The sequence below is a fragment of the Moraxella cuniculi genome, assembly GCF_900637105.1.
GTDB lineage: Bacteria > Pseudomonadota > Gammaproteobacteria > Pseudomonadales > Moraxellaceae > Moraxella > Moraxella cuniculi.
Map to the genome: position 1 here is coordinate 555,837 of NZ_LR134343.1, position 20,441 is coordinate 576,277.

The window sequence follows — 20,441 nt, forward strand, 5'->3', positions numbered from 1 at the left end:
GTCATTAATTAAAAGTCTTTTCTAATTTCAATAAGGCTCTCTTTCGATCAACTCCACCGCCATAACCTACTAAATCACCATCGCTACCTATCACACGATGGCAAGGAATAATAATAGAAATTTGATTTCGCCCATTAGCTGCAGCTATGGCTCTAATCGCACTGAGTTTACCCATAGACTCTGCTTGCAATTTATAGCTGCTGGTTGACCCATAAGGAATATTCAGTAACGCTTGCCAAACACTTTTTTGAAATTCTGTGCCAATAATATCAAGAGGAATGCTAAAATTTTTTCTTTCTCCAGCAAAATATTCACTAAGCTCTTGCGTAAGTTGAATACTTTGTTCGGTGGTTTGAAAAATAAAATTCGCTTTGAGATTTTTTTGTAAAGCCAACAGCTCGCTTTCTAACATTTTTCTATCGCAGAACTCTAATAAACACAAGCCTTTTTCCGAGAATATGGCTAACATTTCACCCAAAGGAGTCTCAATATAATTAGCACTTAAGGCTTGTTTAAACTTTTCGTTGATTTGATGTAATAAATAATCAACACGTCTTAAACGCACATATTTTCCTAAAGATATGCCAAGTGCTTTTTGAAAATCTTTTTTAAATACCAATAATTCAGCCTCTGAATTAAAGGGAAAAAGAGAATAAGATTTTGGCGGATTATTTTGGGTAACCAACCAATCGGCTATCGTTTTCCACTGACTTGGTAAAGAGGAAACTATATCCCATATTTGCATTTTTTACTCCTTTTTTGACCGCTTACAAAATTTGCGTAGGGGCAAGTTTCAACTCACCTATCGGGAGGGTTAAAACCCTCGCCTACGATTATCTACGAACCTCAACCCCTTCCGTCGCCAAATACGCTTTCAACTCGCCAATATTGATAATCTGCTTATGAAACACGCTTGCCGCCAATGCCCCATCGACATTTGCAAGGGTAAATGCGTCCCGAAAATGCACCATTTCGCCAGCACCGCCTGAGGCGATGAGTGGCACTTGGCACACTTCACGCACTTTTTTGAGTTGCACCAAATCGTAGCCGTTGCGAACGCCGTCTTGGTTCATCATATTTAGCACGATTTCGCCTGCCCCACGGCGTTGTACTTCTTGCACCCAGTCGAGCAGTTGCCAGTTGGTTTGGCGGGTGCGTTTTTCATCGCCCGTGTATTGATTGACCCAATATTTGCCAGTTTCTTGCTCAAACCAGCTATCAATGCCAACCACCACGGCTTGCACGCCAAAGCGTTGCGACAGCTTGGTAATCAAGGCAGGATCGGCAAGGGCAGGGGAGTTGATCGAGATTTTATCCGCCCCAAAAGCGAACAATTTTTCCGCATCTTCAAGGGTTTTGATTCCGCCAGCCACGCAAAACGGAATGTCGATCACTTCCGCCACCCGTGCCACCCAGCTTTTATCGACCGTGCGACCGTCCGATGAGGCGGTGATGTCATAAAACACCAATTCGTCCGCCCCTTCGTCCGCATAGCGTTGTGCAAGCGGTACGATATCGCCGATAATTTCGTGGTTGCGAAACTGCACGCCCTTGACCACCTGCCCATCTCGTACATCCAAACAAGGGATTATTCTTTTTGCCAACATTCGATAGCCTCCGCCACATTAAATTTACCTTCGAGCAACGCACGCCCGACAATCACGCCCGCTACGCCCGTGCCTTTTAACGCCTCAATATCCGCCAGCGAGCCGATACCGCCTGAGGATTGGAAATTCACATTAGGATATTTGGCACAAATTTCACGGTAAAGCTCCACATTTGAACCTGCCAGCGTGCCGTCTCGGGAAATGTCGGTGCATAAAACGTGCTGTAATCCGACCGCTTGAAAATCCTCGATCACCGTTTCTAGCGACACACCGCTTGCCTGTTGCCAACCGCTAATCGCAATGATTTTTTGACCGTTTGCATCAATGTTTACATCCAACGCCAGCACGAATTTTTCTGCCCCATATTTTTCAAACCAGCCCTTGACCATTGCTGAATCTTTCACGGCGGTAGAGCCTACCACCACACGGTTCGCCCCTGCGTTGAGCAAATCCGCCACATCTTGCTCAGAACGAATACCGCCCCCCACTTGAATCGGGCAGTGGGTATTTTCGATGATTTGAGCGATTAACGCCGTTTGCCGTTTGGCAGGATCTTTGGCTCCTGTTAAATCAACCAAATGCAACTGCTTCGCCCCTTGCTCAACATAGCGAGCGAATTGAGCAATCGGATTGTCGCAATAGGTCGTCTGCTTGGCATAGTCGCCCTGATGCAGTCGCACCACCTGCCCCTCAATCAAATCAAGGGCAGGGATAATGATGGATTTTTTCATTGATGTTGTGTCCTTTTAATAAAAATTTCGCGGAAAGTTACCGCTTGTGGTTTTGTTGAACAAGTTGTTCGATCAGTTTTTTCCCACTTCCGCCAGCCACATTTTTAGCGGTTCAGCTTTGGGAGAGGGAATGGATTGAATAATCCGAAAAACGCCTTGCATATCGGTGGCATCGGTTTCTCGCATTTTTCCGTCTGGAGCTTTCATTTTCAACTGTACGATTTTTTCGTACAGTTCGATGCCCCCTTCATCATCTTGGATTTTCCGTTTCAAATCACTCCAATAACGGCGAGGATTTGAGCTGCCTGTGAGCACCAAAATAATATCCACAATGCTAAAAAACCATTCCTCTAATTCGTTATGCCAAACAGAACGAATTTGGCTATTTTCAAAAAGTTTAATCTCGCTCATAAATCCTCTGTAAAAAATACCAGTAATGATAAAAGTATAACGCAATTTTTAGCCAGCAAAATGGCGAGGTGTTAATTTTTCGATCAAGCTCACAAAATTAGAGATTTTCCACAAAATTTTTCAGCAATTTCGCCCCATTTTTGCCCGACCGCTCGGGGTGGAACTGCACGCCGTAGAAGTTTTTATTGGCGATCGCCGCCGAAAACGGCACGCCATAATCGCAGGTGGCGATGGTGCTGTCATTCGGCAGCACGGCGAAGCTATGCACAAAATAAAAATGGCTATCTTGCGAAATGCCGTGAAACAGGGGGTGATCCGTTTGATAACGCACTTTATTCCAGCCCATATGTGGCAACGGCAAGCCCGTGTTGGGGATAAGCTCGGTTTTGCCACTCATCAGTTTGAGCGTTTCCACATTGCCCTCAGCCGAAAATTCGGTCATCAGCTGCATACCCAAACAAATGCCGAGCATGGGCTGAGTGGCGTTACGGATTGTCTCAATCAAATCACGATCTTGCAAAATCTTCATTGCAGCGGCTGCTGTCCCCACACCGGGGAGCAAGAGCTTATCCGCCGATCTGATTTTGGCTAAATCTTTGGTGATTTGTGCCGAAATCCCCAAACGATCGAATGCAAATTTTACCGAAGACAGGTTTGCACAGCCTGTGTCGATGATGGTGAGGTTCATATTTTTAATGCCTGTTTAATTAAACTCATAATATATTCTAAATTTTCTGTATCTTTGACGATGACTTGATAATCACCATTGCCCCAATGACCAATGGCAGAAACATCTTTGGTTAAATTTTTCGGGTCGTCCAATTCGCCTTTTTTCATATTTATGGCTATTTTTAATCCCGATTTTTGAATTTCAATATCACTGATTGTGCCGTTTAATTTAAACGAGATATATAGTTTTTTTGCCGTTGTGGTAATTTCAGGATTTAAATTTAAAATGCCTTGTTTAAAAATTTGATAAAGCTCAACAACATCATCTGATTTGCCAAGCAAATGTTCATCTTCACTATAAGTTTTTAACTCCTTTGTGATTTTAGCCAATTCATCATTATTTTTATCATTTGACAGTTTAATGCTCGGCTGATAGGCGGATTTGGGCAAGCCATTAATCACAACAATATCATTTTCAAATTGTTTTATTTCCCAAAGTTCAATATTTAAATCCTTAAAATCAACGGCTTGCTTTTGCGTTTGATTAAATGCAGGAGCCACAAAAACAACCTTGCTTTGCGACCAATCCACTTGATTTTTTCTCAATGATTGATCGAATCGTTCATTATATTCCAAAACAAAATCAGCCTTATGTTTTAGCAGGGTATTTAAATAGCTAATGCCTTGATCAAACACGCTATAATTGTGATTTCGCTTATATTCAATAATGACAAAGGCGTTATTTTCAGCATCAAAAGCAAGCGTGTCAATTCGTTGATTTTGGACCGAAAATTCCGATTTAACCAATATCAAACCTGTGGTTTGGGTCAAATTGTTTTCAAAAATTGCCTGAATGTCTTTTTCTCGCCGAAAGGGCATTTCTTTTAATTGGCAAAGATTGGCTTTGTTTTTATAAAAAATTTGCACTTTCTATCCTTAAGTTTGCTGGCAACCAATATTAGGTAGGGTAATATTGGTTGCTTTTCTATGGAAAAAATAGCAGATTTTAAATTATACTAATTTAATTCATAAAGTGTTACGCCGCATTCTTGTGTTGAAGCACTTGGCGTTACTTCATAATCTTTCCCTGCTTTTGCGGTGAAAGTTATTTTTTGACCAGAGCAATAAGAATAAGCCGTTGTTTTTTTACCTGTTGAAGCATCTGTAAAAGTATGATTTGGCGTTCTAATTGAATTATTGACGGTAATTTCAGCATTGGCAGGGACAATAAATTCTTTAAAGAAAGGCGTTGAGCCAATATTGGCAAATTGTGCTGGATTTTTGCTAAATTGCGTTGCAGGCATACCAATGCTTTCGTTGCCTTTTAAGCCAACCAATGACGAGAAAGCTTGCCCCATACCACCACCAACGCTGACCGTCTCGGTGTTGCCATTGGCATTGACCTCCATCACAGTGGCTCTGCCATTTTGACCGAATAAACGAATTCTCGCCTGATTGGCTGCATCATATTGGGCTTGATTGGTTGATAATTCTGTATTAACACAGCCAGCAAGCACGAGAGTTGCGATAGATAACGAGAGTTTTTTCATGTGAATTTTCCTCATAGGTTGATAATACAAGCGGTAGGATTTTATAAAATTTTACCGCATGGATTGGCTCTTATTTATTAATAACAACAGAGCGTTAAATTATAAAACCCCTTTCGAACTCGGCAACTGATCCCCCTCAACCTTGATACACTGTCTCAACGTTCTGCCGAACACTTTAAACAGGCTTTCGATTTTGTGGTGGTCGTTGTCGCCACGGGTTTTGAGGTGCAGGGTTGCCATTAGGGTGTAGGCGAGGGATTGGAAAAAATGCTCGGTCAGTTCGGTGGAAAAATCGCCCACTTTTTCGCGGTTGAATTTCGCTTTGAATTTTAAGTATGGTCGCCCTGACAAATCCATCGTACATTCGGCTTTGCATTCGTCCATCGGCAGCACAAAGCCAAAGCGGGCAATGCCTCTTTTTTCGCCTAAGGCTTGTTTGAGAGCCGTGCCGAGGGCGAGGGCGGTGTCTTCGACCGTGTGATGTTCGTCAATCCACAAGTCGCCTTTGCATTGCACATTCATACGGAAGCCTCCGTGGGTGGCGATTTGGTCGAGCATATGGTCGAAAAAGCCCACGCCGGTGCTGATTTCATTTACCCCTGTTTCGTCCAGCCATACCTGCACTTTGATGTCGGTCTCTTTGGTGGTGCGGACGACTTCGGCATAGCGAGCAGGGCGGTTGCAAGCGGTCGGTTTTGGCAATAATTTTTCGGCAATCAGATCCCAATTTAATTTTTCTCTGGTGTATTGTAAACCTTGAATCCCTAAATTTTCGGCAAGTTTTAAATCGGTTTCACGGTCTCCAATAACAAAACTGGTTTTAGGATCAAATAAATTTTGTTCGATATATTTTGTTAATAATTTGGTTTTGGGTTTACGACATTCACAATTATCCTCTGGGGCGTGCGGACAAATTAACACTTCATCAAAGAAAATGCCTTGTGAATTAAATAATTTCATCATCGCATTATGCGGTTTATCAAAATTTTCTTGCGGAAATTTAGGCGTACCTAAGGCGTCTTGATTGCTGACCATCACAAAACGGTAATAGGGTTTTAATTTTAATAATGCAGGAATCACATTCGGCTCAAATTGTAATTTTTCTAAACTATCAATTTGAAAATCGGTTTTTGGCTCGTCAATAAGCGTGCCGTCTCGGTCGATAAATAAAATAGATTGTTGTGGCATTTTTATCTCCTTATTGTGCGATAAATTTGTTAAATTAACTAAATTATATTTGCCATCATCTCAACGCAAAAAAAGCAGTTACAAGCGGTGAGATTTTGTCAAATTTTCTTATTTTGCGCATAAACTTTTTTAAAAACAAGTCTAGGCAAAAAATGATTTTGGGTTAAAATACGCCCTCTTTTTTACGAGGATTTTTTTATGAACGCTTGGTTTTTATTAGGCATTGCCATTATTGTTGAGGTGATCGGCTCAAATTCAATCAAGGCGAGCGATGGTTTTACCAAGCCCATTCCAACCGCCATTGCGATTGTCGCCTTTGTCATCGCACTCTACCTACTTTCTATCATCACCCGCACCCTACCGCTTGGGATTGTGTACGCCATTTGGTCGGGGGTGGGAATCGTGCTGACCGCGTTGGTCGCCTTCTTTTTATTCGGTCAAAAGCCTGATTTGGCAGGCTTTATCGGAATGGCGATGATTATCGGTGGTGTGCTGGTGATCAACCTGTTTTCGTCTAGCTCATCGCACTAATCGCTTGCACCACACGGCGATTTTCGTCCGCCGTGCCAACCGTAATCCGCACACAGTTGGCAAGAGATAACGCCGTGTGCTGATTACGCAGGATAATTCCCTGATCCCACAAGGCTTGAAACACTTTTTGCCCGTCTTTGAATTTCACCAAAAGATAGTTCGCCTCGCTTGCAAAAATCTGCTCAACAAGCGGTAGTTTGGCAAGATTTTTTTGCAAATCGGCACGCAGGGCGTTAAGCTTAGCCACCCTTGCTTGCATTGTGGCGATCCCTTGTGGGGCAAGGGCTTGGGCGGCAATATCTGACACAGGCACAGGCAACGGATAAGGGGCGATCACCTTTTGCAATATGCCGATAAGCTCTGGGCTTGCAAGGGTGAAACCGCACCGAAGGCCTGCCAGTGCAAAGGCTTTGGACAGGGTGCGGATAATCGCCAAATGCGGAAAATTGCCCAGCTCATTGACCATTGTCACAGTTGGGCAAAATTCAATGTACGCCTCGTCCACCACCACAATGGCACGCCCTGCCGTCATTTGCAAAAGCTCAAGCAAATCAGGCCGCTTGATTAGCCCCCCAGTCGGGTTGTTCGGGCTACACACAAACACCACTTTCACGCCGTCCAGATGGCGGGCGATTTCGGGCAAATCAAGCTGAAAATCCGCCGTCAAAGGCACGGTTTTCACCGCCACGCCACAGGTTTCGGCAGAAACGCCGTACATTCCGTAGGTCGGCGGACAATACAACACGCTATCATCTGCCTCGCAAAAAGCACGGATAATCAGCTCAATGCTCTCATCACCGCCACGGCTGACCAGCACATTTTGAGAATCCACGCCAGCATATTGAGCGTAGCCATCGATCACGGCAGCAGGTTGAGCCTCTGGATAGCGGTTAAATTGACGAGTTAAAAGGTCAAAATCAGGCGAAGTCGGGTATTCGTTGGCGTTTAGCCACACATCGCCACGACCCCCCAAACGGCGCGCCGATTGATAAGGGGTGAGGGCTTGGATATTTTTCCGAGAAAGTTTGGTGATTTGCATATTTTTCCTTATTTAAGCTGGTTAATTGGGCGATCTTGCCCCTTCGCAAATTTGACTTTGGGCGTTATAACTGCCACCTCTATCCAAGCAATCATCTTTGGCAAAAAATTCTTGGATAGTAGGTTTGATAAATAGCACTAAGAGTAAAATTACAATCAATATATAGATAAATTTTCGCATTTTATTTCCTTAAATTGGTTGATTTTGGGACATTTTTGCAAGTCGCACCACCACCGCCTGTTTGTGAGCTTCTAATTGTTCCGCCTCTGCCATTGCGATCACGGTTGGGGCGAGATCTTGAAAGCCTTGCGGAGTGAGTTCTTGCACGGTCATTCGCTTGCAAAAATCAGCCAAACCAAGGCTTGACGTGGTGCGAGTGTAGCCGTAGGTCGGCAGAACATGATTGGTGCCACTGGCGTAGTCGCCCATACTTTCAGGGCTGTACGCCCCCAAGAAAATTGAGCCAGCGTTGTCGAGTTGGTCGAGCAGTGAGCGAGCGTTGTTAACCTGCACCACCAAATGTTCAGGTGCATATTCGTTGCTGATTTCGACCGCTTGTTCAAGGCTTTCGGCAATGAAAATTCGGCTATGTTCCAACGCTTTACAAGCGGTCTGTTTTCTCGGCAATTTTGCCAATTGGCGTTCGATTGCCTGTTCGACCGCTTGGGCGAGGGCTTGGCTTGGCGTAACCAAAATTACTTGGCTGTCCGCCCCGTGTTCGGCTTGCGAGAGCAAATCGCTTGCCACAAAATCGGCATCGGCAAATTCGTCCGCAAGCACCAGCACTTCGGACGGCCCAGCCTGCATATCAATCGCTGCCCCATTGACCGACTGCGACACTTGGCGTTTCGCCTCGGTAACAAAGGCGTTGCCTGGCCCAAAAATTTTATCGACTTTGGCGACCGTCTGCGTGCCGAACGCCATTGCGATCACCGCTTGCGAACCGCCGATGGCGTAAATGGTTTGTACGCCACAAAGCTGGGCGGTGTACAAAATTTCGTCCGCAATTGGGGGCGGCGTGCAGAGAACTATCCTTTTGCAACCTGCGATTTTGGCAGGAATGGCGAGCATTAGCACGGTGGAAAATAGCGGTGCCGAACCGCCTGGAATATACAAGCCGACACGGTTGATTGGGCGTGTTAGCACTTGGCAACGCACGCCGTTTTGAGTTTGAAGATCGACCACGGGCGGAATTTGAGCGGTGTGGAATTTTTCGATATTGGCTTTGGCGTTTTGGATCGCCTGCTTAAGCGAGGCAGGCACACGCTGGGCGGCTTGTTCGATCTGCTCGGCGGAGACGATAAGGCTGTCTAATTTGACCTTGTCGAATTTTTCGGTGAGTTCAAATAATGCCTGATCGCCACGGCTTAGCACCGCATCTTTGATTTGATTTACCGCCTCAACAATGCTTTGGCTACCGCTAATCGCAGGGCGAGTGAGGGCTTGTCGTTTTTCTTGGCAACTTAAGTTTTTCCAAATCAGGGTTTGCATCTTGTTTCCTTTGTATAAATTTTAAAAAATCCGACCGCTTGCAAGCGATATTTATGCCAGCATTTTCTCAATCGGTAGCACCAAAATCGAACTTGCCCCGGCCTCTTTGAGTTGTTCCATCGTTTCCCAGAAGAGATTTTCTTGGCTGACCACGTGCATGGCGACTTTGTTCGGGTCGCTGGCAAGCGGTAAGAGGGTTGGATTTTCTACCCCCGGTAACAGGGCGGTGATGGCGGAGAGCTTGTCTTTCGGGGCGTGGAGCATAATGTATTTGGACTCGCTGGCTTGTTGCACGCCTTGAATGCGAGTGAGCAATTTATCGACCAACGCCTGTTTTTCATCTGATAAAGGGGCGGTGCGTTGGATTAAGCAGGCTTTCGATTGGTAAATCACCTCAACTTCTTTTAAGCCGTTTGCCTCTAAGGTTGCCCCTGATGAGACCAAATCGCAGATGCCCAAGGCAAGCCCTGCGGTGGGGGCGACTTCGACCGAGCCTGTGAGCAAGCAGTTTTTGAACGGCACGCCTTGTTCTGCCATATAGCGTTTTAACAGGTTGGGGTAGGAGGTGGCGATACGAGCATTGGCAAGGTCTTGCACGGATTGGTAGGCAAAATCACGCGGTACGGCAAGGGACAGACGGCAACCGCCAAAATCGAGGCGAGTGAGCATTTTGTAGCTTGGCGTTTCGCCTGCCGAGAGGCGACCGAGTTCCTCTTCTTCCAGCACATTTTCGCCGATAATGCCGAGATCGACCACGCCGTCAAAAATAAGCCCCGGAATGTCATCATCTCGCACGCGTAAAATATCAATCGGCAGATTTTGTGAATAGGCGATCAACCGCTGTTCGTTCCAGTTAATTTTTACCCCACACTGTTTGAGTAAGGCTTGCGATTCTTGGCTAAGCCGCCCTGATTTTTGCATGGCAATGCGTAAGCGTTGTGTTGTCATCTTGTGTTCCTTGTTATCGATAAATGCAAAAGAAAACCCCTCGGAATTTTGGTTTCCGAGGGGTTAAAATAGGGTGAAATTCAAACTCGCTCGGAATTTTCTTCCGAACACACCAACTGCCCGAAAGAATCAGGAAAAATGGTGGTGATGATGGCGAATTTGGGGGAGTTTCATTTTGTTATCCATTATGGGTGATTTTTTCATTATAGCAACCGTGATTAAAATTGCAAGCTGTTTTGGTATATTTTTACAAATTATTTTCAAAGCCTGCGTATTGCCATCATCGGTAGGTTTTTTTGCCAAGTTTTGCTATAATGGCGATTTATTATAATGACAGCCATCGCCGACATCAGATTTGATAAGTGGGCGACCAATGAACAAGGGTGTGCCATGAGCAAGTTTTTATCTACCGAAGAGCAATTGCAGCTTATCATGCGTGGTGTGCAAGATATTTATTCCAAAGAAGATTTGATTGCCAAGCTGGACGAAAAACGCCCTTTGCGTATCAAACTTGGCATGGATCCGACCGCACCAGATTTGCACTTTGGGCATACGGTGGTATTAAATAAGCTGCGTCATTTTCAGGACTTGGGGCATGAGGTGCTGTTTTTGATTGGTGATTATACCGCACGCATCGGCGATCCATCTGGTAAAAATGCCACACGACCGCCCTTGACCGAAGCAGAAGTCAAGGCAAATGCCGAAACTTATGCTGAGCAGGTGTTTAAGATTTTGGACAAAGACAAAACCACCATCGTGTTCAACTCACAATGGTTCGGTCAGATGAGTGCAGGGGACATGATTGCACTTGCCAGTCAGCTTACCGTTTCGCGTATGCTTGAGCGAGATGATTTTGCCAAACGCTACGCCAGCCAGACACCAATTGCCATTCATGAATTTTTGTATCCGCTGGTGCAGGGCTATGATTCGATTGCCCTTGATGCAGATGTTGAGCTGGGCGGTACCGATCAGACTTTTAACCTATTGATGGGGCGTACATTACAAGGACGCTATGGCAAACAGCCACAAGTGTGCCTGACCATGCCGATTCTGGAGGGGTTGGACGGCGTACAAAAAATGAGCAAATCGCTCGGCAATTATATCGGCATCAATGATTCTGCTGGGGTCATGTACCAAAAAATCCTCTCCATGCCTGATACGCTGATTTCGCGGTATTTTGAGCTTTTGAGCTTCAAGCCGATGAGCGAGGTCAATGAATTGCTTGAACAAATGGCGAATGGTCGCAATCCGCAAGAGCTAAAGAAAATTTTGGCACAGGAGCTGATTGAGCGTTTTCATGATAAGCAAGCGGCAGAAAATGCCCACAAATCAGCAGGCAATCGCTTGGCTGATGGTGAGCTACCAATTGATTTGCCAGAGGTTCAGTTGTCTTTGGCAGGGGCAGAGCGGTTGTTTATCACCCAGATTTTAAACCAAGCGAATTTGGCAAAAAATTCCGCCCAAGCCAAAGATATGCTGTCTCGTGGAGCGGTGAAGGTTGATGGCGTGGTGGTTGATGCCTCGTTTGCCATGACAGCAGGACAGACGGTGGTGATTCAGGCGGGCAAAAAATCCTACGCCAAGGTGTCGGTTGGCTAAGCATTACGCAAAATTGCACCAAAAATTGTGCAGCTTGCGATGGCAGGCTGCTTTTTTGGTATAATTTGTTGGCATTTGGTCATAAAACTGCTGAATTTCATCACAAAAAACCATAAAATTCCCCAAAATATACATGGATTATTTGTCAAAATAAATATATAATGACACTCGTTTTATTAATAAGAATGATTTTTATTTAAAGGAAGCCACTTGTTAAAAGACAAGTGGTTTTTTTGTTGAGACAATCGTTCATTTTTTGAGAAATAATCATGACCAAATCCGTTTTTACCCCATCGCTACTTTGTGTATCTGTTTTGGCGGCGTTATCGCCCAGCGTGCAGGCAGCCGAACAACCAACCACAGTATTGGCAACAGAATATGTAACCGCCAAACGAGGTCAGCAGACCCTAAAAGAATCCGCCCAAAAGGTGCTGATTATTAATCGTGAACAAATCAACGATCAGCTGCTGATTAGTGGTGATACCTCTCAAGCCTTGGCAAAGCTCATTCCGGGTTATGCACCAGCAAGCGAGAAATTGGGTACGGTGGGCGAGAGTTTCCGTGGGCGTGATGTGCTGTTTATGATTGATGGCGTGCCGCAGTCCAATCCGCTACGAAACGGCAGCCGCGAGAGTCGCACCATTGATTTGTCGATGGTGGATCGCATTGAGGTGGTCTATGGTGCCTCAGCCGAGCAAGGACTTGGTGCAACAGGGGGTATTATCAACTTCATCACCAAATCCAATCGTGAAGATGGACTAAGTCAGCAAATTGGCGTGTCGCTTAGCTCATCAAGTGAGCTAAAGTCGGCAGGTCTGGGCGGCGATGTACGCTATCAGGCAAGCTATGGCAATGATAAGGTTGATGGCTTGTTTGCTGTCAAATATGCCAAAGAAGGCATGTATTATCAAGCAGATGGCCGCATGATGGGCATCTATGGCAACCAAGGCGATGTGCAAGGCTCGGACAGTATCGATGTGCTGACAAAGGGCAGTTATCGCCTTGATGACAATAAGAAAATTGCCGCCTCGGTGAATTATTATCATCTTGAGGGCAGTCAAGATTATGTCAATGTCGCAGGTGATCGCAGCACAGGACGCACGGATACGGCACGCAAATACAACCCAGCCATCGATGGCGAGCAAGGCGAAAATCCTTATAACGATGTGCTGACGGTTAATGCCACTTATGACGATGAGGATTTTTTTGGTACGCGTTTGTCGGCACAGGTTTTTTATAATGACTTTGCGGCACGCTATGGGGCAAATTATGCCGCCAATTATCAAGACATAAGTATCGCACCCAATGGTCAGCTGCTTGACCAATCACAAAATGAATCAACAAAAATCGGCAGCAAATTCACCATTAATAAAGACAATCTGTGGCAGGATAAATTGGCACTGACTGCAGGGGTTGATGCCATGCAAGACACCACCGAGCAGCGACTCATTCGTTATAATCGCTCGTGGGCACCTAAGATGGTGTATCGCACCGTATCGCCTTTTGTGCAGGCTCGTGTGCGTTTGGCTGATAGGCTAAATATCAGTGCAGGCGTGCGTTATGAAAATGGTGAATTGACGGTAGATGACTTTCAGACGCTGGCAGGATATACGCGTGCAGCCAGATTTGGCAATCGACGCTGGACAACCACGCAGGTGGCAGGCGGCAAGCTAAAATTTGACGAGCTGTTACCAAGTGCAGGCGTGGTTTATGATGTGAATAATAACACACAGCTTTTTGCCAACTATGCCAAAGGGCTTGGTATGCCAGATGTTGGCAATGCTTTGCGTGGCATTACCGATGTGGGACGCAGTGTCGCCAATACCAATCTTGAACCGATTGTAACAGACAACACTGAGCTTGGTGTGAGATTCTATGGCGAAAAATTATCCGCCGATGCCAGCGTGTATCAGTCCAAGTCAGACCTAGGCTCAACATTGCAATACAATCCGCTCACCGAAGGGTATCAAGCAGTTCGCCAAAAAACCGACATTAAGGGTGCAGAGATTGCCCTACGCTATCAGGCTACTGACAACACGCAACTGTCAGCAAGCTATGCTTATGCCCAAGGCAAATACGATGCTGCTGGCGATGGCGTCATGGTGGATATGCCAGCACGCAATATCAGCCCAAACAAGCTAAGCCTTGGCTTGGTGCATAAATTGCCAAATAACAAGCGATTCACCGCCACTGCAACCCATCTGTTCTCACGAGATTATCCAGCGGTGGACAGCAGAGAGTCGTCATTTTCGGGTTATACGCTGGTTGATGTCGCCTACAGACAGCCGCTTGGCAAGGGCGAGTTGGGTATCGGTGTTAATAATCTGCTCAATGAAGAATACCTCAACTACCTAACCAGTACGGTGCTGCCAACTTCGGATAGATTCTCTGGTGGTCGTGGTCGCAGCTATACCATCAGCTATACGCAATCTTTCTAATTTTTTGCCCTTTTTGTGCCAAGTGATTTGCCAAAAAGGGCTTTTTGATGTTTTTTGGTGGTGGTTATGGATTGGCAGAGTGAATTAAGTGGTTCGGCAGTTTGGCTTGGGCAGACGCTTGTGTGGGTCTGTGTGGTTTTTGCTGTGGTGTTTTTTGGGCTGATACGCTGGACGGATACGGGACGCAAGTTTTGGGCAATCAGCAAGCCCTGTCTTGCCGACACTTCGCTCATAAAGGTGGTATTGATGGTGGTGGCACTCATCGCCTTTGTGCTGATTGAGGTGCGTATCAGCGTGCTAAATACCTTTTTTTATAATGGGCTATATACCTCGTTGCAAGAAATGCAGCCATCGGCGTTTTGGTTTTTTGCCCTGATTAATGCCGCCTTGGTGGGCGTAAAAATTATCCAAGAGATTATCGATATTTTGGTCGGTCAGGTATTTGAGATTCGTTGGCTTGAGAAATTAAATGCGGTGCTTTTGGACAGATGGCTGGATAATCAAAACTACTATCGCATCAGCCACAATGACGATGTGCCAGATAACATTGACCAGCGTATCGAACAAGATGCCACCGCTTTTATCACAGATACACTAGAGATGGTTCGCGGGGTGCTAAATTCGATTTTGTCCTCCATTGAATTTACGCTGATTTTGTGGGGTTTGTCGGGCGTTTTGGTGATTGCAGGAATTGAGATTCCCAAAGCTGCGGTGTTTTTGGTGTATATCTTTATCCTTTTGGCGACAGCGATTGCAGTATGGATTGGCAAGCCGCTGATTCGGCTGAATTTTGAAAAAGAACATCGGCATGGCGATTATCGTTATGCACTGGTGCGAGTGCGAGATCATGCCGAGAGCATCGCATTTTATCGTGGCGAGGGGCGAGAGAGAATTAATTTGACCGCCTATTTTAACGCCATCATTAGCAATCGTTGGGCGATTATCAAGCGTTCTTTGGGTCTAGAAGGGTTTAATACAGGGGTAACGCAATTTGCCATGTTGTTGCCGATTATGATTCAGGCACCGAGATTTTTTGCAGGGCAGATTAAACTTGGCGATGTGCATCAGACGGTGCAGTCGTTTAACCGTCTTATGCGTGCGTTGTCGTTTTTTCGCTTGTTTTATGAGCAATTTACCTTGTACCAAGCACGAGTCAATCGTTTGTATGGATTTTTAAATTCTTTGGCACAGATTGGCACGGTTAATCAAACCACCACTCTTGCTGATGAGTCATCACAAACACAAAAGCACGAGCTGGTGTTGCAGCAGTTTGGGCTAACCACAGTGTCAGGGGGCGTGTTGTTTGCACCGATTGATTTGCATCTACAGGCGGGCGATAGGCTGTTAATCCAAGGGGCTTCGGGTGTGGGCAAGACGAGCCTGTTGCGTGCGATGGCGGGGATTTATCCCTTGCCAACGGTGGGGGCGATGGTGCTGACGACAGCGGTGAAAACTTGGTTTGTGCCGCAGCGAGGCTATGTGCCACAGGGCAGCCTAAAACAGGTGATTTGTTATCCTAATATCAACGCCAAAGATGAGGAAATTTGCCGATGGCTTGAAGTGTTTGGGCTTGGGTCATTGTCAGATAAGCTGGACGAAGTGCGTACATGGCAAACGCAGCTGACCCCAGGGCAAGTGCAACGCATTGGTATTATTCGTGTGCTGCTTGTTCGACCTGATGTGGTGTTTTTGGACGAGGCGACTTCTGCTTTAGATGAGGCAAATGAACAGCTGGCGTATGAGCTGATTGGTACGCATCTGCCCCATGCTATCGTGGTCAGTGTCGGTCATCGCAGCGGTTTGGCTGTCCATCATAATAAGACCTTGCACATCACCGTTTAATGAACAGCTGGCTTATGTCATACCTGTCTAATCGCTGGGTTACAAAATTTATCAAAAGGTTTGACAAGCCCAAAAAATTACAATGGCATGAAATACCAAGGATTTTTCTTGGTATTTTTGTTTTACAAGGAGTTTCTCTCTTATTCATCATTGGCTAATCAAAAGGAAATTGATATGATGCAGTCGTTGGGCTTGAATGGCGTTTACACGAATATGATTGTGCTTTCTGCAACCCAAAGTCAAAACTATGTGTTTTCAAATACGCAAGATCTTGAGAGTTCTTTTCATGGTTTTTTGCGGTATTATCAACCAGAGGTAGTAAGACCGAACTCTTTTAGATTTGGTATTATTACTGAAGATTTTCTTTAGTAATATTTATCAGATTTATTCATCACGCAGTCTGCATTGAATGATAAAAATTAATCTGGTGCCGCAGATGGATGATTTCTTATCGTGTGTCAATAAATTGAAATATTGAGAGTTTTTTAATAGATCATGGAAGATGGTATGTTTACCAAATATCCATATTTACTCAATACAGAGCTGAAAATCACCGCCCTTTGTCTGTGTATTCAGCAGCTGATTGTTGCGTCCTCTACTTATTTTATCGCTCGCTTGGCAGCAGGGGTGGGGCAGGGCGAGATTTCCATGCTCTATGCGGTATTGTTTGTGATCTCACTGGTCGTGGTGTATGTACCTGCCTACTTTTGCATGGTGTATCTTGAGCGTGCCAAATATACTGCATGGCTTGGCTATATCAAGCGCTTTGAAGATAAATTTTTAGGCAGGGTTGGTTTTTATCCTGATGACACAACCAAGCAGACAAGCCTAGCCATGCTCAGCCAAGAGAGCAAAGCCACCATCGATAGCACGCTCAATACTTTGTTTGAAATTTCAAGCCTGTTATTAAACATTGTGCTTAATATCTTGGTTTTTGTCTTGGTGCTAGATAGTAGCATTTTGTTGGGTTATGTCGTTGGCGTGCTATTGGCGTTTTGCTATTTAAATCAATTTGGCAAACTTGATAAAATCGCTAAAGATGCCCAAAACAACAGGCTTAATCTGATTGCGTGGCTAAATAGAGCGTGGGACAATGTGGTTTTGGGTAATCAATACAGCCAGCATATTTATCAGACGCACTTGAAGATAAATTTAATCAAGCCAAGTGGGCTAATGTGCATTGTCAGTCGGTAAGCCACATTGTATCTAATATCGGTATGCTGTGCCTACTTGTTCCTGTGATGGCGATCACTGCGGCACTGTTTTATCAAAATATGAACGATTTGCCAGTGTTTGCGGTACTGGTGGCGAGATTGCCAAGGCAGGTGCAGATTTTGCAGGTGTGCTATGCGCTGATTAACCAAAGCGTGAATCTTAGCGTTGTGCGTTCAAGGCTTGATGGACTAGCACAGGCGTTGGCGATGAGTGAGCCTGATTTGGCACAGCGTATCTGTGCCGATGGCATCACAATCAAACAAAGCCAGCAAGTTTTTAATCCGCAGAATTTACCGAAAATCGGCAGGCTGACCTTAACTGGTAAAAATGGCGTGGGCAAGAGCAGTCAGCTATTGTTATTAAAACGAAAGCTTGGCAGTACAGCTTTTTATCTGCCAGCTAAGCATGAGCTGTGTTTTAATGGTAGGATACAAGGATCAACAGGGCAAAAGCTAATTGCCGAGCTAGATGAGATTGCTAAGCTTGGGGTGCAGACGGTGCTGCTGGACGAATGGGACGCAAATCTTGATGCAAGCAACGCCTGTCGGTTGGATAAACAACTTGATGAGATTGCCAAAGAAAAATTGGTGATTGATATTCGTCATTTTCGCAAAGCGTAAGGCTGGGTTAGGGTGGCGTACCGATGAGCAGGTTTGTAATCTGGTCTTTGTCCTTGAGTCGTTTGACCGTTTGCCACAGTGCGTCCGCTTCGGCATAGCCTTTGCTTAGCATACCCAGCCATTGTTTGTAGCGACCAATCAGTCCACTTTGGTTGTCGGTATTGTCTGACAAAAACTGCAATTGATAATCACACAGAGTTGCCCAATCCAAAGTGCCGCTGCCAGCAATACAAGCAATCAGATCGGGGCGAGTAACTGCCCCACGACCCAGCATGAGGTGTGGTGTGTTTGCTTGTTCGGTGCAGCGGTGGGCGTGTTCGGCGTGCCAAATCTCGCCATTGGCAATGATAGGTATGCCAAGCGTGGTAAAGGGGGCAACTTTTTCCCAATAGGCAGGTGGCTTGTAGCCATCAACCTTGGTGCGAGCGTGTACAGTCAGCCAGTTTGCACCAGCATCACGCACCGCCAGCCCAATGTCGCCTGCCAAGCTGTCATCGGTATAGCCCAAGCGAATCTTGGCAGAGACAGGTATGCTTTGTGGCACAGCATCACGCACCGCCTTAATGATGGCAAAAAGCGTGTCTGGCTCTTGCAGCAGCACCGAGCCGCCTTTGTGATTATTGACTGTTTTGGCAGGGCAGCCAAAATTAAGGTCAATCGCCAAAGCACCTAGCTTAGTAGCAACCATCGCACTTTGTGCCATCATTTCAGGATTATTGCCCAAAAGTTGAATATGCACAGGCGTGCCACTGGGCGTGCGTCCACCGTGATGCAGTTCAGGCACTGCCTTATAAAACACATGAGCAGGCAAAGGATAATGCGTAACACGAATAAACTCACTGACCGCCCAGTCATACGGTGCATGTAGCCGATGAGCAATGCTTGTTAAGATATGCCGCATCAACGGATCGGTCAGACCCTCCATCGGTGCAAGCAGGCGAACAGGCTGGGCGAATAATTCAGAAAAAGGCACGGCAAGTCTCACTGTATTAGCCATAAATCAGCTTTTTGTGCGGTAGGCTATGAATCAAATCGCTGATATTATGAATGTCAAGCAGGGTTTTGGCACGCGTACAAGCCACATACAATAGTCGCAATTCTTCGGGGGTGATTTTTACCGCCAATTGATTGATGTCGTACAAAAAATCATCGCTGATTTGTACACGCTGCCATTCTAGCCCCTTTGCCTTGTGTGCGGTGGATACGACATAGTCGGCGTGGCGTTGGGTGCTTAGGCTGTTGATGGCGTGGGTGATGGTGGCAGTGCCATGCTCCTCGATGAGCTTGACCCAAGTTTTCAGGTCGCCACCTTCGCCCGTTTCGCTAAATTCTTGTACCTCTGCCCAATGCCCAAAGTAAGCAAGTTCAGGAATGCCATAGGCGGATTTGCCATTTTTTAGGTTTTCTGCACCTTGGCAAAATCGCAAAATTCGCTGACTGTCGGCTTGCAAAGCAACCTTATGCCCCAGTTTTAAGCCCTCAAGCAGGCGAGCCATAGCCGTGGCATTGGTGCGGCACAAGATGGCATCTTTGGCACCATGCACCAAACTTTTGGCAAGTGTTGAATGCTGATTTGGGTTGCCCTGCAAGGGAATGGATTCTTGTAAGGCGGTCAAAAACACATTGGCAACATCGGCAATCGCCTCCCCAAAGCGAAACGACTGCGTCAAAAGTGTCTGCGGATAGGGCAATCGCTTCATAGCGTTCAAGGCTCCACGCCATTCATAAATCTGCTGGTGAGCATCGCCAACATAGATGGTTTGTTTGTCTTGGCGAATCAACGCCCCCATCATCAGCGGGTCAGCATCTTGGGCTTCGTCAAATAAAATAAAATCAGCAGGGATAATGGGATTTGACAGCGTCCATAACTTCAGATAAATATCGTGGCTAATGCCTGCTTGATGGCGTGGGTCAATGGACTGTAGCCAGCGTTGCTCAAAGGCAGGATAGAGCGTTTGTTGCAGGGCTGCGGCATCGGTCTCATTCATCCAGCTGGGGGCGGTGATGTGGCGTGGTGCAGGGTAGGCTGATGAGGTTTTGCAAAAAGTACTCAACGCCTCGCTGATGATATTGGCAAGTTTGGCAGGCGTGAGCGTAACGGATTTTTTGACACCGTCAATGGTGCGTTCGCAACCAATCGCAGTCAATCCCAGCTCGTCCGCCAGTCGTGCAGGTGTCAGGCGTGGCAGCTGGATTTTGGCAGTGATATCACGATTGACATGACGAAATGCCAGCGAATGAAAGGTCTGACAGCGAACATTGGGCGGAAATTTACCCTGTGCTTCGGTGGCAATTGCTTTGTTAAATGCCAAATACAGCCCGCGACCTCGCAAATTCTCACTGATAAGGCTTAAGGTGGTGGTTTTGCCCGCACCAGCATAGGCGACAATCTTAAAAGACTGCCCTGTGCGTGCCATATCCAGTGCCGCAAGTTGCTCTTGGGTGGGTGTGGGGCGAGTGTGGGCGGTGCTGACCCCGTGTATCGCAGGGCTTTGATAATCGCTGTGCTTCATGGGGCGTACATTTGACAAAAAAGCTATTATATCACAGCTTGGCGTAGTT

At 46.0% G+C, this 20,441-nt stretch carries 21 protein-coding genes and 1 other annotated feature; of the genes, 7 read left to right on the forward strand and 14 right to left on the reverse strand.

Annotated elements, in window-relative coordinates:
• Positions 1 to 4: 4 nt before the first annotated feature.
• The 8 genes from EL162_RS02615 to hisB form a co-directional block, all read right to left on the reverse strand.
• A complete protein-coding gene (locus tag EL162_RS02615) occupies positions 5 to 745 on the reverse strand; it encodes a methylated-DNA--[protein]-cysteine S-methyltransferase (protein ID WP_126329885.1) in 741 nt (246 codons plus the stop codon).
• Between the two features lie 88 nt (positions 746 to 833).
• Positions 834 to 1,580, reverse strand: coding sequence for an imidazole glycerol phosphate synthase subunit HisF (gene hisF, locus EL162_RS02620; RefSeq protein WP_259772337.1), 747 nt, complete (start codon positions 1,578 to 1,580; stop codon positions 834 to 836).
• Between the two features lie 8 nt (positions 1,581 to 1,588).
• Positions 1,589 to 2,338 carry a 1-(5-phosphoribosyl)-5-[(5-phosphoribosylamino)methylideneamino]imidazole-4-carboxamide isomerase gene (gene hisA, locus EL162_RS02625; protein ID WP_126329889.1) on the reverse strand — a complete coding sequence of 250 codons (750 nt, stop codon included), beginning with the start codon at positions 2,336 to 2,338 and terminating at the stop codon, positions 1,589 to 1,591.
• A 72-nt stretch (positions 2,339 to 2,410) separates the two neighbouring features.
• Entirely contained in the window at positions 2,411 to 2,749 is a 339-nt protein-coding gene (locus EL162_RS02630) for a BRO-N domain-containing protein (RefSeq protein WP_126329891.1), read from the reverse strand.
• 97 nt (positions 2,750 to 2,846) lie between these two features.
• Positions 2,847 to 3,437, reverse strand: coding sequence for an imidazole glycerol phosphate synthase subunit HisH (gene hisH, locus EL162_RS02635; RefSeq protein ID WP_126329893.1), 591 nt, complete (start codon positions 3,435 to 3,437; stop codon positions 2,847 to 2,849).
• Positions 3,434 to 4,345 (reverse strand): DUF5655 domain-containing protein, encoded by a 912-nt coding sequence (locus EL162_RS02640; protein WP_126329895.1) that lies wholly within the window; start codon positions 4,343 to 4,345, stop codon positions 3,434 to 3,436. The genes hisH and EL162_RS02640 overlap by 4 nt, the downstream gene beginning before the upstream one ends.
• Positions 4,346 to 4,434: 89 nt before the next feature.
• The gene (locus EL162_RS02645; RefSeq protein WP_126329897.1) at positions 4,435 to 4,968 is read right to left on the reverse strand and encodes a hypothetical protein; all 534 of its coding nucleotides are present in this window, start codon (positions 4,966 to 4,968) and stop codon (positions 4,435 to 4,437) included.
• A 99-nt stretch (positions 4,969 to 5,067) separates the two neighbouring features.
• Entirely contained in the window at positions 5,068 to 6,156 is a 1,089-nt protein-coding gene (gene hisB / locus EL162_RS02650) for a bifunctional histidinol-phosphatase/imidazoleglycerol-phosphate dehydratase HisB (RefSeq protein ID WP_126329899.1), read from the reverse strand.
• A gap of 198 nt (positions 6,157 to 6,354) precedes the next feature.
• On the opposite strand from hisB, the gene EL162_RS02655 reads away from it, so the two are divergent.
• A complete protein-coding gene (locus EL162_RS02655) occupies positions 6,355 to 6,687 on the forward strand; it encodes a DMT family transporter (protein ID WP_126329901.1) in 333 nt (110 codons plus the stop codon).
• On the opposite strand, the gene hisC is transcribed toward EL162_RS02655, so the two are convergent.
• From hisC to hisG, 4 genes are read right to left on the reverse strand one after another with little or no spacing between them, the layout of a single operon-like run.
• A complete protein-coding gene (gene hisC / locus EL162_RS02660) occupies positions 6,671 to 7,726 on the reverse strand; it encodes a histidinol-phosphate transaminase (RefSeq protein WP_126329903.1) in 1,056 nt (351 codons plus the stop codon). The two genes, EL162_RS02655 and hisC, sit on opposite strands and share 17 nt — an antisense overlap.
• Before the next feature lie 21 nt (positions 7,727 to 7,747).
• A complete protein-coding gene (locus tag EL162_RS09930; RefSeq protein ID WP_018652615.1) occupies positions 7,748 to 7,906 on the reverse strand; it encodes a hypothetical protein in 159 nt (52 codons plus the stop codon).
• Positions 7,907 to 7,915: 9 nt separating this feature from the next.
• Positions 7,916 to 9,217, reverse strand: a complete 1,302-nt coding sequence (hisD, locus tag EL162_RS02665; protein WP_126329905.1) for a histidinol dehydrogenase — start codon at positions 9,215 to 9,217, stop codon at positions 7,916 to 7,918.
• A gap of 51 nt (positions 9,218 to 9,268) precedes the next feature.
• Complete coding sequence (hisG, locus tag EL162_RS02670) at positions 9,269 to 10,165, reverse strand: ATP phosphoribosyltransferase (protein ID WP_126329907.1); 897 nt, start codon at positions 10,163 to 10,165, stop codon at positions 9,269 to 9,271.
• A 28-nt stretch (positions 10,166 to 10,193) separates the two neighbouring features.
• Positions 10,194 to 10,316 (reverse strand) — a sequence feature (His leader region).
• Between the two features lie 239 nt (positions 10,317 to 10,555).
• Between hisG and tyrS the strand changes: the two genes are divergently transcribed.
• From tyrS to EL162_RS02700, 6 genes are all read left to right on the forward strand, one after another.
• Complete coding sequence (gene tyrS, locus EL162_RS02675) at positions 10,556 to 11,764, forward strand: tyrosine--tRNA ligase (RefSeq protein ID WP_126331647.1); 1,209 nt, start codon at positions 10,556 to 10,558, stop codon at positions 11,762 to 11,764.
• Between the two features lie 269 nt (positions 11,765 to 12,033).
• Positions 12,034 to 14,202 (forward strand): TonB-dependent receptor, encoded by a 2,169-nt coding sequence (locus tag EL162_RS02680; protein ID WP_126329909.1) that lies wholly within the window; start codon positions 12,034 to 12,036, stop codon positions 14,200 to 14,202.
• A 66-nt stretch (positions 14,203 to 14,268) separates the two neighbouring features.
• Positions 14,269 to 16,044, forward strand: a complete 1,776-nt coding sequence (locus EL162_RS02685) for an ABC transporter ATP-binding protein/permease (RefSeq protein ID WP_126329911.1) — start codon at positions 14,269 to 14,271, stop codon at positions 16,042 to 16,044.
• A 174-nt stretch (positions 16,045 to 16,218) separates the two neighbouring features.
• Positions 16,219 to 16,413: a hypothetical protein gene (locus tag EL162_RS02690; RefSeq protein WP_126329913.1), complete on the forward strand. Its 195-nt coding sequence runs from the start codon at positions 16,219 to 16,221 to the stop codon at positions 16,411 to 16,413.
• 138 nt (positions 16,414 to 16,551) lie between these two features.
• On the forward strand, positions 16,552 to 17,238 hold the full coding sequence (locus tag EL162_RS02695; protein WP_126329915.1) for a hypothetical protein: 687 nt from the start codon (positions 16,552 to 16,554) through the stop codon (positions 17,236 to 17,238).
• 23 nt (positions 17,239 to 17,261) lie between these two features.
• The gene (locus tag EL162_RS02700; RefSeq protein WP_126329917.1) at positions 17,262 to 17,879 is read left to right on the forward strand and encodes a P-loop NTPase family protein; all 618 of its coding nucleotides are present in this window, start codon (positions 17,262 to 17,264) and stop codon (positions 17,877 to 17,879) included.
• Between the two features lie 7 nt (positions 17,880 to 17,886).
• Here the strand turns inward: EL162_RS02700 and EL162_RS02705 are convergent, their stop codons facing one another.
• Positions 17,887 to 18,852, reverse strand: coding sequence for a tRNA dihydrouridine synthase (locus EL162_RS02705; RefSeq protein WP_375537710.1), 966 nt, complete (start codon positions 18,850 to 18,852; stop codon positions 17,887 to 17,889).
• 16 nt (positions 18,853 to 18,868) lie between these two features.
• Positions 18,869 to 20,392 (reverse strand): UvrD-helicase domain-containing protein, encoded by a 1,524-nt coding sequence (locus EL162_RS02710; RefSeq protein ID WP_126329921.1) that lies wholly within the window; start codon positions 20,390 to 20,392, stop codon positions 18,869 to 18,871.
• Positions 20,393 to 20,441 lie beyond the last annotated feature (49 nt).